This is a genomic window from Jeotgalibaca caeni (genome assembly GCF_028863945.1).
Taxonomy (GTDB): domain Bacteria; phylum Bacillota; class Bacilli; order Lactobacillales; family Aerococcaceae; genus Jeotgalibaca; species Jeotgalibaca caeni.
Window position 1 is genome coordinate 1 of the sequence record NZ_JARBEA010000061.1, and the last position, 13,978, is coordinate 13,978.

General features: G+C 43.3%; 11 protein-coding genes. 10 read left to right on the forward strand and 1 reads right to left on the reverse strand.

Features of this window, described 5'->3' with window-relative positions:
* The first annotated feature begins 324 nt into the window (after positions 1-324).
* From PVE40_RS10860 to PVE40_RS10890, 7 genes are all read left to right on the forward strand, one after another.
* Positions 325-2,193 carry an alpha-amylase family glycosyl hydrolase gene (locus PVE40_RS10860; protein ID WP_274731956.1) on the forward strand — a complete coding sequence of 623 codons (1,869 nt, stop codon included), beginning with the start codon at positions 325-327 and terminating at the stop codon, positions 2,191-2,193.
* A 74-nt stretch (positions 2,194-2,267) separates the two neighbouring features.
* Complete coding sequence (locus tag PVE40_RS10865; RefSeq protein WP_274731958.1) at positions 2,268-3,662, forward strand: sugar transferase; 1,395 nt, start codon at positions 2,268-2,270, stop codon at positions 3,660-3,662.
* 155 nt (positions 3,663-3,817) lie between these two features.
* Positions 3,818-5,287: a nicotinate phosphoribosyltransferase gene (locus tag PVE40_RS10870; RefSeq protein WP_274731959.1), complete on the forward strand. Its 1,470-nt coding sequence runs from the start codon at positions 3,818-3,820 to the stop codon at positions 5,285-5,287.
* A 27-nt stretch (positions 5,288-5,314) separates the two neighbouring features.
* A complete protein-coding gene (gene nadE / locus PVE40_RS10875; RefSeq protein ID WP_274731960.1) occupies positions 5,315-6,145 on the forward strand; it encodes an ammonia-dependent NAD(+) synthetase in 831 nt (276 codons plus the stop codon).
* 28 nt (positions 6,146-6,173) lie between these two features.
* The gene (locus PVE40_RS10880) at positions 6,174-8,039 is read left to right on the forward strand and encodes an LTA synthase family protein (protein WP_274731961.1); all 1,866 of its coding nucleotides are present in this window, start codon (positions 6,174-6,176) and stop codon (positions 8,037-8,039) included.
* Between the two features lie 23 nt (positions 8,040-8,062).
* On the forward strand, positions 8,063-8,779 hold the full coding sequence (locus PVE40_RS10885) for a glucosamine-6-phosphate deaminase (RefSeq protein WP_274731962.1): 717 nt from the start codon (positions 8,063-8,065) through the stop codon (positions 8,777-8,779).
* Positions 8,780-8,898: 119 nt separating this feature from the next.
* Positions 8,899-9,999 carry a glycosyltransferase family 4 protein gene (locus PVE40_RS10890; RefSeq protein WP_274731963.1) on the forward strand — a complete coding sequence of 367 codons (1,101 nt, stop codon included), beginning with the start codon at positions 8,899-8,901 and terminating at the stop codon, positions 9,997-9,999.
* 20 nt (positions 10,000-10,019) lie between these two features.
* Here the strand turns inward: PVE40_RS10890 and PVE40_RS10895 are convergent, their stop codons facing one another.
* Positions 10,020-10,685 carry a YigZ family protein gene (locus tag PVE40_RS10895; protein ID WP_274731964.1) on the reverse strand — a complete coding sequence of 222 codons (666 nt, stop codon included), beginning with the start codon at positions 10,683-10,685 and terminating at the stop codon, positions 10,020-10,022.
* Positions 10,686-10,862: 177 nt separating this feature from the next.
* Here PVE40_RS10895 and PVE40_RS10900 point away from each other — a divergent pair, with 177 nt between their 5' ends.
* From PVE40_RS10900 to PVE40_RS10910, 3 genes are all read left to right on the forward strand, one after another.
* Positions 10,863-12,362 (forward strand): UDP-N-acetylmuramoyl-L-alanyl-D-glutamate--2,6-diaminopimelate ligase, encoded by a 1,500-nt coding sequence (locus tag PVE40_RS10900; protein ID WP_274731965.1) that lies wholly within the window; start codon positions 10,863-10,865, stop codon positions 12,360-12,362.
* A 22-nt stretch (positions 12,363-12,384) separates the two neighbouring features.
* Positions 12,385-13,257 (forward strand): DegV family protein, encoded by an 873-nt coding sequence (locus PVE40_RS10905; protein WP_274731966.1) that lies wholly within the window; start codon positions 12,385-12,387, stop codon positions 13,255-13,257.
* A 285-nt stretch (positions 13,258-13,542) separates the two neighbouring features.
* On the forward strand, positions 13,543-13,914 hold the full coding sequence (locus tag PVE40_RS10910; protein ID WP_274731967.1) for a hypothetical protein: 372 nt from the start codon (positions 13,543-13,545) through the stop codon (positions 13,912-13,914).
* Positions 13,915-13,978 lie beyond the last annotated feature (64 nt).

The following is a 13,978-nucleotide window of genomic DNA, read 5'->3' on the forward strand; positions in this document are numbered from 1 at the left end:
TGTATTGCCATCCCTATTATACTCCTGCACGTGATTTTCCGTCATGGCATAGAACGCGGAGCGTTCATAAAGTTTTTTGTAGATATGGACAAGTGAGGGGGTGAAAAATAACTCACTTGTCCATATTTGGCGAAAGTGGACAAGTGAGCCGTCGCAAGAGCCTTCACTTGTCCAAAATTAGAAAAAATGGACAAGTGAGCTCAAAAAACCTTCCCGACTTGTCCAAAAAAATGTTAACGTTAACAATTCCGAATCGATTGAAATCATTGGACCGACATGTTACTGTTTATCATAATGGTATCGTTTTCAAAAAGGAGGATTGTTGTGGAGAAAATTACAAAAATAGTAGCTAGTTTGCTTGTCGGTGTAAGCTTGATGGCGTGCAGTAAAGACAATGAACCGCTACAAGAAGAAAGTGTGATGCAAGAGGAATGGGATCTAGCGCTCGTTACCCTTCAACCTGAAAATCCAACACACCAAGAGAATATTCTGCTGACGATTGATGAATCACTTTACTTTGACGAACAAATTGAATCGGTTCAAATTAGAGCAGATGCTCTTTCAACAAGTGAACCGCTCGTAATGGATCCGAATTTGAATCAGATTACCTTAGCTGTGGAAGATGATGTGCCAATTGGTGAACAATCGGTCCAGATAGAAGTGACCTACAAGGATGGGGAAGTTACGGAAATTACTAAAAACATTGAAATCACAGAAGACGATGAAGTGACGTTCGACTGGGATGAAGCAATTATTTATTTTGCCCTGACTGATCGCTTTTACAATGGGGATCAAACCAATGATTATTTAGTAGAAAATACCGATCATCTTGAAACGTATCATGGTGGAGATTTTGAAGGGCTAATTAAAAAAATTCCTTACTTAACCGAATTGGGGGTTAACACGCTATGGATTACCCCTATTGTGGATAATATTGAATGGAATCTGCGAGAACAGCAGGGAGATTCGCAGTTTGGCTACCATGGTTACTGGGCCAAAGATTTCACCAAAATTGATGAGCATTTGGGCGACATCGAAACATTCCAAGCCTTATTGGAAAGGGCACATGATTATGGAATGAAAATTATGGTCGATGTGGTTTTGAATCATAGCGGCTATGGAATGAAACCTGGAGAGACAAATCCAGGGGTCGAACATTTCCCTACACCAGAAGAGCAGCAACCATTTGAAGCGATGCTGCGGACTGACCCAGTTCCGAACCACCAAGTGATGGGGGAGTTGGCTGGGTTGCCGGACTTTATCACGGAAGACGAGGCTGTTCGGAATCAACTGATTGCGTGGCAGACCGACTGGATCGAAAAGACGCGGACACCTCGTGGGGATACCATCGACTTTTTCCGCGTTGATACGATTAAGCATGTGGAAGATACGACTTGGAAAGCTTTCAAGAATAAATTGGTAGAAATTCAGCCCGACTTCAAACTATTGGGCGAAAATTATGGTGCGTCCATCGATAATCCGGGCGGTTATCTCTATGACGGCGAAATGGACGCTGTCTTAGATTTTGATTTCAAGAATTTGGCCGGACAATTTGTGAATTGGGATGTGATGGGAGTTCAAGAAGCGCTGATCGAACGGAACGAACAACTGAGCAGCGATGCAACCATGGCTCAATTTCTCTCCAGCCATGACGAGGACGGCTTCCTATATCGGCAAGCGGGAGGAGACCAAGGTAAGCAGATGGTGGCGGCGGCTTTGCAAATAACAGCAAAAGGAATCCCGGTTGTTTATTACGGAGAGGAGATTGGCTTAAGCGGTCCGGCTGCGAAAAATATGGATCAAGGCGAATATAATGAGAACCGGTATGATTTTGATTGGGAAGCAATCCATACTTCTGGGAAAGCAATGCATGAACATTATCAAAAGCTCCTGAATATTCGTAAAACCTATGCAGCGCTGTTTGCTAAAGGAGACCGGGAAACCCTAACCGGATCCAATCAAGATGGCTATCTATTCTTCAGCCGAAATCATGAAGGCCAAACCATTATCGTTGGCTTAACTATTCTCGATGAGGAAGCGCAGGTTTCTCTAGAAGTGCCATTCCCAAAAGGGGCTACCGTCCGTGACTTGTATAATGGAACAACCTATACCGTTTCAGAGACAGGGCTCATCGACGTGACATTGCCGAAGAAAAGTTTAGGCGGTACGAGTATCCTTGTCGTTCAAGAATAATCCTGCATCTGTTCCTTCGAATGATTTCATGCTAAAATAGAGAAAGTTCAGCATGATTCAGAGGAGGGAAAAATGTGAATCAACAGGAAGAATGGACAAAAGCGCCCAAGATTTTCATCATGATTATCGACTTGCTCTTGTTCATCGGTTCATTACTGCTGTCCTTTCGCTTGCGCTACGGAACGGATATCCCGTACCGCAACCTAGAAGCATTTCAAGGCAGCATCTTATATGTATCCATTGGATTCATCATCGTAAGTATTTTATTTGGGACCTACATTTTATACAACAAATCCATCAGTGACTTCTTGTTCATTACCATTATTGGTCAAGTCGTGGTTTCTTTATACATCATGGCTCTGACGTTTGCTGGAAGATGGTTGGCTTTTCCACGATCGGTTATTTTAATTAACTTTTTCGTGGGCTGTGTAATTCTCTTTCTGTGGCGCGTTCTTGTGTTTAAGACGTACCAACGACTAAGCGGCAGTAAACGGGTCCTTATTGTGGGGATGGAAAAGGAAGTATTTGCAGCGGTAGATAACTTTACGAATACCAAGAGTATTCGACACGTAGTTACCCATGTCGTCCTTTCCGATTACTACGAAAATGTGAAAGACAATCTGGATGAGATTGACATCGTCTACTTGGCCAGTCAGATTGAAGAAGCAGAGAAGCTGCGCATCTATGACTTATTGATGCAACGTGATAAGAAGTTTTTCTTGAACACAAGCTTCGAGAACCTGGTGATGGTAAATCCGAACATGATGAATATTGAAGATGAGAGTATCATCGAAGTAGCCCCATTCCGGATTCCAACCGAGGATGCCATTATTAAACGGTTGATTGATATCGTCTTTGCCGTTTTATTAATTGTCGTTACGTCACCAATCATGCTCATCGCAGCGATTCTAGTGAAGCGAAGCTCAGAAGGACCGGTTTTTTACCGACAAACACGGATTACCAAAGAGGGCAAAGAGTTTGAAATTCTGAAGTTCCGCAGTATGGGTGTGACAGCCGAGCAAGAGTCTGGACCGGTACTCGCTACCAGCAATGACATGCGTGTAACACCGGTTGGGAAATACTTGCGTGCCTTGCGGATTGATGAATTACCGCAATTCTTTAATGTATTAAAAGGCGACATGTCCATTGTTGGACCTCGTCCGGAGCGCCCATTCTTTGTGGAACAATTTGAAAAAATGAATCCACACTATTACTTGCGTCACAATGTACGTGCCGGAATTACCGGATATGCGCAAGTATATGGGAAGTATGCGTCAGACTTTAACAGCAAGTTAAACTTTGACTTAATCTACATCAAGAAGTATTCCTTGATTCTGGATTTGAAAATTATGCTTCAAACCGTCAAGATTCTTTTCGATAAAGTAAGTTCGCGTGGGTTGGACGAAACAGAACATACGACCCATTCAGAGGCTGAAATTATCGCAAGAGGGATTAAAGTAATTCAATAGTAAACTAAAAGAGTGAGAAGAGGATTTTCCTTTTCTCACTCTTCTTTTTTGTCGACTGATGCGGCGACTACTTTTTTATAACAAATCGTGTTGGAGTGCGTTATAATGGAAGGTAATAAAATGTTTATGCAATTGAAACGTGAGGAGTGCTTAGGGTGAAAGAGAAATATCAAGACGATAGTTTAGCCTTACATACCGATCTTTATCAAATTAACATGATGAAAACGTATTGGCAGGAAGGAATTGTCGATCGTAGAGCGGTATTTGAATTATACTTCCGCAAGAATCCATTTCAAAACGGTTACGCTATTTTTGCCGGATTAGAACGCTTGGTTCAATATATTGAAACGTTGAAGTTTAGTGAAAGTGATATCGAGTATCTGCGCAACACGCAAGATTATCCAGAAGAATTCCTGCAGTACTTAGCAAATTTCAAATTTTCTGCAACCCTTCGTTCAGCAGTAGAAGGGGAGCTGGTTTTCGCCAACGAGCCGATTGTGCAAGTTGAAGGCAGCTTGGCAGAGTGCCAATTAATTGAAACGGCTCTTTTGAATATCGTGAATTTCCAGACATTAATTGCAACGAAGGCCGCGCGTTTACGTACGGTTGCCGGAGAAGATACGTTGATGGAATTTGGTTCACGACGAGCACAAGAGATGGATGCGTCTATTTGGGGAGCACGTGCTGCCTATGTCGGTGGATTCGATTCGACATCGAACGTGCGCACCGGGAAGTTGTTTGACATCCCAACGGTTGGAACCCACGCCCATTCTTTGGTTCAGGTGTACCGGAATGATTATGATGCCTTTAAGGCCTATGCTTGCTCACACAAAAATTGTGTGTTTTTGGTAGATACTTACGATACGCTTCGCTCTGGTGTGCCGAATGCGATTCGAGTAGCGAATGAAATGGGAGACAAGATCAACTTCTTAGGGGTTCGGATTGACAGTGGGGATATTGCGTATCAGTCTCGTAGAATCAGACAACAGCTGGATGAAGCAGGATACCCAAATGCGAAAATATTTGCTTCGAATGACTTGGATGAGATGACGATTCTCAACTTGAAGATGCAAGGAGCGAAAGTAAACGTATGGGGTGTTGGTACGAAACTGATTACAGCCTATGACCAACCTGCCCTTGGAGCGGTTTATAAACTGGTAAGTATTGAAGATGAGAGTGGAGAAATGGTTGATACACTCAAAATTTCGAGTAATGCCGAAAAAGTTTCTACCCCTGGCCGGAAGCAAGTATGGCGGATTACCCGCCGTGAGGATGGGAAGTCAGAAGGCGATTATGTAGCGCTCTATGATGAGAGGCCCGATCAAGCGGAATCCCTCTTCATGTTCCATCCAACCTATACGTACATTAATAAGACGGTTACAGATTTCATCGCTCGTCCCATTTTGCAAGAAATATTTGTGGATGGCGAAAAGGTGTACGAATTGCCGAACATCCATGAAGTGAAACAATATGCACAAGAGCGGAAAGCTGCCTTGTGGGATGAGTACAAACGGATTTTGAATCCAGAAGAATATCCTGTCGATCTTTCACAATGGGCATGGGATCACAAGATGAACACGATTAAACGATTGAAGAAACAAACGACTGAAAATCCATTACCATAAGCAGGAATCTGAAAGGAGAACGAACCGATGCGTCCATTACAACAACAAATTATTGATGAACTGAAAGTACAATCACAAGTTGATCCGAAGGTTGAAATTAGAAAGAGTATCGATTTTTTGAAGGAGTATATGCAGGCTCATCCTTTCTTGAAGTCTTTTGTGCTAGGGATTAGCGGCGGTCAGGATTCTACTTTAGCAGGGAAACTGGCACAAATGGCGATGACAGAGTTGAGCGAGGAGACGGGTCGGACAGACTACCGTTTCATCGCAGTGAAACTTCCATATGGAAACCAAGCGGATGCGCCGGATGTGGAAGATGCGTTGGCCTTCATCCAACCAGATCAAACGGTAACCGCCAATATTAAAGGCGCAACCGATGCAATAGTCGCTTCACTCGAGGCAGATGGGTTCTCCATCTCCGACTTTAACAAAGGAAACATCAAAGCCCGTCAGCGTATGATTATTCAATATGCCATCGCTGGTGAAACGAACGGAGCCGTTCTTGGAACGGATCATGGTGCGGAATCCGTAACCGGCTTCTTCACGAAGTTTGGCGATGGGGCAGCAGACTTACTGCCCTTGTGGCGTTTGAACAAGCGTCAAGGTCGTTTGTTGTTACAGGAGTTAGGTTGTCCAGAGCATCTGTACAAAAAAGTGCCGACAGCTGACCTGGAAGAAGATCGTCCTTCCTTGCCGGATGAAGCGGCGCTAGGTGTTTCTTATGAGGCAATTGATGCATACCTAGAAGGAAAAGAAGTAGCACAACAGGAAGCAGAGACCATTGAGGGATGGTACTTGCGGACACAACACAAACGTCATTTACCAATTACGGTGTATGATGACTTCTGGAAAAAGTAAAACGTTGGAGTAGAGAGGGAATGAACTAATGAGGAAACAATTGGATTTCTTGCTTGGTTCCCATCGCCGAGCAGCACTCATCCGTCAGGTTCTTTCTTTATTGATTGTCGTTTTCCTCTCTCAGCTTGTGTTGCAGTGGTTTCAGAATGGGTTAGATGGTACACTCGTTTTTAACTTCACCTTTATCTGGCATACTGAGAAGTTTCTTCTCAGTATGTTGGTCCTCTTGGTGCCGGCTTTGTTTTTGTGGGGACTAACGGGCAACGTTAAGATTACGAATGTGTTGTTTCTGCTGGGAATTTTTCTAGTCGGATTCAGTACATATGAGAAGATGAAGCAACGAGGGGAACCACTCTATCCTGCTGACTTGACCATGATTGGGGAAATTGATTTTCTATTAGAAATGCTCTCCCCGCGTACACTGTTTGGATTTGTGATTTTAGCAGCTGGCGCCATTATTTTTCTCGTTTGGCTTTTTAGGCGAGAACGGAAGATGGAGTCCGTTAAACTGGATACACGGGTACGTTTGGTACTGCTTGTTTTAACGAGTGGAGCGATGGTTTATTTGAGCACCTTTCAAGAAGAAGGGAATATGCTGAAGAAGGCATACGACCGGACGGCTTACTGGATTCCGTACAGTCAACAGATGAATTACTACAACAATGGCTTCGTAGCTGGATTTCTTTACAATGTTCCTTCTTCTCCTATGGAAGAACCGAATGCGTTTCGTGAAGAAGGAATGGTCCAGCTTATTGAAAAGTACCAAGAAAAAGCAGATGCGATGAATGAAACACGCGCCCGTGAGAAGATTGAGGCCAACGTGATTTACATCATGAATGAAAGTTTTGCCGATCCTTTGGTGCTAAAAGAATATACGGGTGAATGGAATCCAATTCCTTTTACTCATTCGCTTGGAGAACAGCAATGGAGCGGGAAAATGCTTTCGCAAGGGTACGGCGGAGGAACAGCGAATATTGAATTTGAGGCGTTAACCGGTTTTTCAATGGAGCCTTTTGCGCCTACTATTTCTACGCCCTTTACCCAGTTCTTGCCCAAGGCCGAACATATTCCTTCTGTCGTTTCTCGTTTGAAGGAAGAGGGGCATGATGCGGCAGCGATTCACCCCTATGATACATCGATGTATAAGCGCCGGGATAACTATGCAAACTTGGGCTTTGATGCCTTTTACTATGATGAAACGATGAGCAACACGGACCGGATTGAAAATAATCCGTATATCTCTGACCACGCCGCCTATCAGGAAGTAATCAGCCGTTTGGAAGAAACCGATGCGTTTGATTTCATCCACCTGGTTACGATGCAGAATCACACCCCTTATTCTGGGAAGTACGATGCACCACCGACCTATTCCGAAACTGGTTTTTTGGATGAGAAGGTTAATCAGTATCTTCAAGACTTGGCGCACAGTGACGATGCCTTACGCACTCTTTATGAAGATCTGGAGACGCTGGAGGAGCCGACTGTTGTTGTTTTCTGGGGAGACCATTGGCCTAGTGTTTTTGGGGAAAAGGTATTGGAAAATAACGGGGAAGAAACACTTCATCTAACGCCCACCTTGATTTTTAGTAATCAAGCAGCGGCAAGCAAGGAGATGGCGGTTACAAGTCCGATTTACTTCTTCAATGAAGTATTGCAGATGATGGATAGTAAAGTTTCTCCCTTTGAGGCGTTTTTATTGGAGCTGCAAGAAGCTGTACCCGCCTTTGAGAAAGGCATGTATTATTCCACGAAAGAAGAACAATTTGTGAATAGACGTTCAGAACTTTCAACAGAAGCTCAAAAATTGCTGGAAGAATATGATTGGATTATGTATGATACCACCACAGGCGACAAAATAACTTTAGAAAATAAGTTTTTTTCCGTATATGAATAAATTTTGAGGAGAGTGAACAAGAAGTGCAAATTATAACAGTAAAAGATCAAGTTGAAGGTGGAAAAAAAGCGTTCGAAATCATTAAGGAAGCAGTGGAAAATGGTGCATCCGTTTTAGGTCTTGCTACAGGAAGCACACCGCTCAGCTTATATGATGAAATAAAGAAAAGTGAACTGGATTTCAGTGAGCTAAGTTCGGTCAACTTAGACGAATACGTAGGACTCGAAGGAGAAAATCCAAACAGCTATCGTCACTTCATGAAGGAACAATTATTCAACGAGAAGCCATTCAAGAATAGTTACGTGCCCGATGGCGCCAATCCGAATGCAGAAGAAGTGATTGCGCAGTACAACCAAGTTCTAAAAGAAAATCCAATTGATGTGCAAATTCTTGGAATCGGCGTAAATGGCCATATCGGCTTCAACGAACCGGGTACTTCTTTTGAAGAAGAAACTCACAAAGTTTCCTTGGCACAATCGACAATCGATGCGAATACGCGTTTCTTTGACTCTGTAGAAGAAGTACCGCGTTATGCATATACAATGGGACCAAAATCAATCATGGCTGCCAAAAAAATCATCTTGCTTGCATACGGTGAATCGAAAGCAGATGCGATTCAAAAAACAGTAGAAGGTCCAATCACGGAAGATATTCCTGCAAGTATCTTGCAAAATCATCCAGATACCATTCTGATTGTTGATGAAGCTGCAGCTTCTAAGCTAAGCGAAAACGAAGCGTAATAACCATTAGACCCGATGCATGAGTGAACGAAGTGCCGATCGGGTCTACTTTTTGGAGCAGATTTTTAGGGAAATCAAAACGGGTCTGACAGCACATGTTTACGAAAGGAGGACAGCAGATGAATTTCTTGATGCGGTTTACTATTTTGTTTGCTCTATCGATCCTCATTAGTTTTATTGCTACATTTCTATACCGAAAGGTTGCTCGAACCTGGGGCTGGGTAGACCGGCCGAGTCGAAAAAAAATCCATAAAGAACCTATTCCAACGATGGGTGGCATCTGTCTGTTCCTCGTATATTGGATTCTTTACTTCACTGGGATTCCGGTCCAGAACCAGATGGTGGATATTGGCGCTATCTTTGCCAGTTCAGCGGTCATTCTGCTGACAGGCATTGTAGATGACCTTGTGGAATTGAAACCTTGGCAAAAAATGATTGGAATTTTACTGGCTGCTAATCTCTTTTACTTCTTCACGGATATTCGGCTTGATCACTTCACGGTATCGATCCTCGGACGGGTTGAATTCAATCAGTTTGGATACGTAGTAATGATGCTGTGGATTGCAGCGATTACCAATGCGGTTAATCTAACGGATGGGTTAGACGGGTTAGCGGCCGGTACGTCCATTATTTCGTTAGTTACTATGGGACTGGTCAGTTATTTCTTTATGGATACGACCAATGTAGCAGTAGTGGTGATGATTTTTCTCCTCGTTGGCGTTCTGCTTGGGTTCTTGCCTCACAACTTTCATCCAGCAAAAGTCTTTCTTGGTGATACGGGTGCTTTGTTTATCGGTTTTATGATTGCAACGTTATCATTAAATGGATTGAAACATGCCACCTTTATTTCCTTACTGGTACCCGTTGCGATTTTGGGTGTGCCGTTAACGGACACCATCGCCGCTATCATAAGGAGAAAGCTCCATAAGAAAGCCATCAGTAAAAAAGATTGGGGACATCTCCATCACCGCTTCCTCCATTTAGGGTTCAGTCACAGACAGACTGTTCTTGTCATCTATGCTTTGGGAATCATCTTTTCTCTGACTGCATTGCTCTATCCGCTGTCGAGCGTTTTGGGAGTCGTTATCTTAACAATGGGGTTGCTGTTTGGGGTCATCTTGTTTATTCTGTCCTTTAATTTATTGGACCGAGAGGAAACGCCACTGCGCACCATTTTTCGTAAGCTATCAAACAACGAAACGGACGAAGAAAACAAGTAAATTTGTTTTCTTCGTCCGTTTTATTCTTCTTCCCATTCATCCTCTTCTATTTCATCCAAGCGGCGTTCCACGTATTGTGCTTCTTGAACTTCGAAGGTTACATTCCCACTGGTCCAGTCGACCATACTAGCTTGAAATGATTCTACCGCGGCAGCGCGAACGCCTACGGTAAAGGTTACTTGATCGGTATAGGCAGTATCCAGTAAGGCAAATGTGGATTGGAGAAGTTGGTTTTCTACTTTCCCGGAAGCGGGATAAGAAACGGTGCAGGCAATTGGTACTTGCATCGAGCGTTCGACGAGACCGATTTCCCGTAAGGCGGAGGACACCGATTTGCTATAAGCACGGATTAAGCCGCCTGCGCCTAACTTCGTTCCACCAAAATAGCGCGTCACAACGGCAGCAACATCATGCAGTTCGTTCTTCTTCAACACTTCAAGCATGGGTACGCCGGCTGTACCGGATGGCTCGCCGTCATCATGTGCACGCTGGATTTCGTAATGATCTCCAATCAAATAAGCAGAGCAATTATGCGTCGCTTTCCAATGTTCTTTTTTGATTCGATTAATAAACTCTTTGGCTTCTTCTTCGGTCTCTACACGTTCTAATGTGCATAGGAAACGAGAGCCGCGAATGACAATTTCATGTTGCCCATTTTGGGCGATCGTATGGTACGATTCAAGCATGATTTTACCTCCTTCGACCAGGTGATGGTTGTATATGGAGGATAACACGAAAGAAGAACGTCAACAATACAGAAGCCGATGCAAAAATATGAACTTGTGTCCCTTTCTTCAAAGGATTATTGTATAATGGGGAAGGTAACTTAGCATAACGGTCCTTCTAACTAATGGGGTGTCATAATGAAACTAGAAAATTTATTTAATCATTTACTTGTAAAAAAAATCGAAGGAACTCTACCTTCTACTGAAATTAATAAAATTACGCAAGATACTCGTGAAGTGGAATCAGGGGACGTATTCGTTTGCATTAGCGGCGTCATCTTTGACGGCCATGAGTATGTAGAAACAGCAATTGAAAAAGGTGCAATCGCCATTGTAGCGGAAAGAAAAATCGAAACGTCTACAGGCAATGTGCCGATTATATATGTAAAAGAAAGCCGCAAAGCCATTACCATTTTGGCAAGTGCCTTCTACCAACATCCAAGTGAAGAATTGTCCATGATTGGAGTAACAGGAACCAACGGGAAAACAACCGTTACTCATTTGATCGATCACATCTTGAAAAAAGCTGGCAAGAAGACCGGGATGATTGGCACAATCGGAATGGATATTGATGGAGAACAGATTCCCGTTTTGAATACGACGCCTGACAATATTACCTTGCAACGGAGCTTACGCATGATGGTCGACCGGGATGTAGAAATCTGCTCTATGGAATTTTCTTCGCATGCTTTGGTACAAGGACGTACATGGGGAATTGATGTCGATGTAGCGGTTCTAACGAACTTGACGCATGAACATCTTGATTTCCACAAAACAATGGAAGATTATCAACACGCTAAAGAATTGCTTTTCTCTCAATTGGGCAACAGTTGGAAGAATGGCAAAGGAAAAATTGCCATCTTAAACAAAGATGATGCAACCTATCAACCGTATAGCCAAGCAACGGCTGCGGAAGTCATTTCGTATAGTATTGAAGATGAAACAGCGGACTTTTTCGCCAAAGATATTCATTTTGAAAAAGACGGCACTACCTTTACCTTAGTGGTCATGGGGAGTTCGTATCCAGTTCAAACAAAACTAATGGGCGCGTTCAATGTATCAAACGCCTTGGCTGCTTTAGCTGCAGTTTTCTCAATCGGATTCCCGCTGGAAGAAGCAGTTGAATTATTGAGTGAAGCGCAAGGGGCAAGAGGCCGTTTACAAGCACTGACGGATACGGGAGATATACAAGTCTATGTGGATTTCGCCCATACACCAGACGGTTTGGAAAAAGCCTTGCAGGCATTGAAGCCGATCACGAACGGCCGCTTGGTTAACGTAATGGGAGTCATGGGGAACCGTGACCAACAAAAACGACCAAAAATGGGACGGATTGCAGCTGAAAATGCGGATCACGTTATTTTTACAATGGAAAATCCAGAGACAGAACCGCAATCAGAAATTACGGATATGCTGTTAAAAGGTGTGGAAACGGAGAACTACACCGTTATTGAAGATCGCAGTGAAGCGATTTTCCATGCGATTGTTCACGCCCAACCAGGCGATACCGTTGCCATTACCGGTAGAGGACATGAAACGACTTACCGCGTAGGAACCACCATTTACCATTTGGTCGATGAAGAAGTAGCCAGAGAGGCAATCGAGGAACGAAAGAGATTGCAACAGGATACGATATAAGATACATGAAGGGATTACTATAATGGAAATAGCAATTGTGACAGACAGTACCGCCTATATTACGGAGAAAATTCGTCAAGAACAAAATATTTACATGCTGCCTTTATTGGTGCAGTTGGATGGCGAATCGTATCGTGAAGAAGTAGATTTATCTGCCGCAGATTTTTACAAAAAGATAAAAAATTCAGCTGAGTTTCCAACTAGCTCACAACCGGTTATCGGAGAAACGTATGAGGTTTTTGAAAAATTAGCTGAAACATATGATGCCATTATTTCCATTCATCTTTCTTCTGGAATCAGTGGCACCTACTCGAGTGTTCATTCCTTAAGAGATGAGTTTCCAACCTGTCCCGTTTATGCGTATGATTCGGAAATCAGTTGCTACCCTCAAGCGCGGTTGGTTCTAGAGGCAGCGCGCCTTGCTCGAAAGAAAATCGACGCTGAACAAATCATTGAACGTTTGGATCAATTGAAAGAGCGTACGCATGCGTACTTTTTAGTAAATGATCTGATGAATTTGCAAAAAGGCGGGCGCCTCTCTGGAGGAGCGGCTTTGGTTGGGTCTCTACTGAAGATTAAACCTATTTTACATTTTGAAGATAAGAAAATTACGGTATTTGAAAAAATCCGCACACAGAAAAAAGCGATGGCACGTATCGCCTCTTTGCTGGAGAAAGATTTGGAAGAAGCAGACTATCCGCTGATTGCTACCGTTATTCATGCGAATGCGGAAGAAGAAGGCCAAGAGTGGATGGAAGAGTTGAAGTCCAAATACTCCAACGTTCGTTTCGAGCTCAGCTATTTCGGTCCCGTTATTGGAACGCATCTAGGCGAGGGAGCACTCGGACTCACCTGGACAGAAGATGTCGAACGGAACCAACCAAGTCTAGGTTAAGAAAGAATACGATAGGAAGAAGCTGGAGACAAATTCCAGCTTCTTTTTTACTTTTAAAGGAGCAGATGGACAAGTGGGTGCAGAAAAAGTGGGCTACTTGTCCGATAATTGGATTTTTGGACAAGTGAGCTCTTTCATTTTCGTTCACTTGTCCATATTTATTGAAAACGGACAAGTGAGGTTCAAAAACAAAGCTTACTTGTCCAAAAAAAGGTTTGAGGATAAAAACGGAATCTCCTCTTTTTTGCATACTTATCTATAGTAGCTAAAAAGAGGAGTGGTGAGGTGGAGCAAGGGTTATATGGGAGAGAAATTACACGAAAAGAATGGAAGGAAGACGGAGCGATTCTTGAAAAGGCAGATCAACGGGCTGGGCTGCTAAAAGTTTCTGGGAAGTGGCAGTGCCAACGTTGCGGTACGGATGAAGCAGATCGTTTTGTTCCGGCACCTTGTGCTTGTGGGAAAGACTGTGTTTACTGCTCGGTTTGTCTAAATATGGGCAAAATAAAAACGTGCAGCGTTCTCTATTCGCTTCCGGAACAGAATACATTTGATTGTCCAATCGGTTCTCCGCTTCAATGGAATGGAACGTTATCCACCGAACAAAATCGCGCCTCAAAAGATATTGTTGAAACGGTTCAACAAAAAACTTTATGAACGCTCCGCGTTCTATGCCATGACGGAAAATCACGTGCAGGAGTATAATAGGGATGGCAATACA

Coding starts and splice junctions, on each gene's coding strand:
- nadE (WP_274731960.1), top strand. CDS start 5,315: ATGCGTCCATTACAACAACAAATTATTGATGAACTGAAAGTACAATCA.
- PVE40_RS10880 (WP_274731961.1), top strand. CDS start 6,174: ATGAGGAAACAATTGGATTTCTTGCTTGGTTCCCATCGCCGAGCAGCA.
- PVE40_RS10890 (WP_274731963.1), top strand. CDS start 8,899: ATGAATTTCTTGATGCGGTTTACTATTTTGTTTGCTCTATCGATCCTC.
- PVE40_RS10895 (WP_274731964.1), bottom strand. CDS start 10,685: ATGCTTGAATCGTACCATACGATCGCCCAAAATGGGCAACATGAAATT.
- PVE40_RS10900 (WP_274731965.1), top strand. CDS start 10,863: ATGAAACTAGAAAATTTATTTAATCATTTACTTGTAAAAAAAATCGAA.
- PVE40_RS10905 (WP_274731966.1), top strand. CDS start 12,385: ATGGAAATAGCAATTGTGACAGACAGTACCGCCTATATTACGGAGAAA.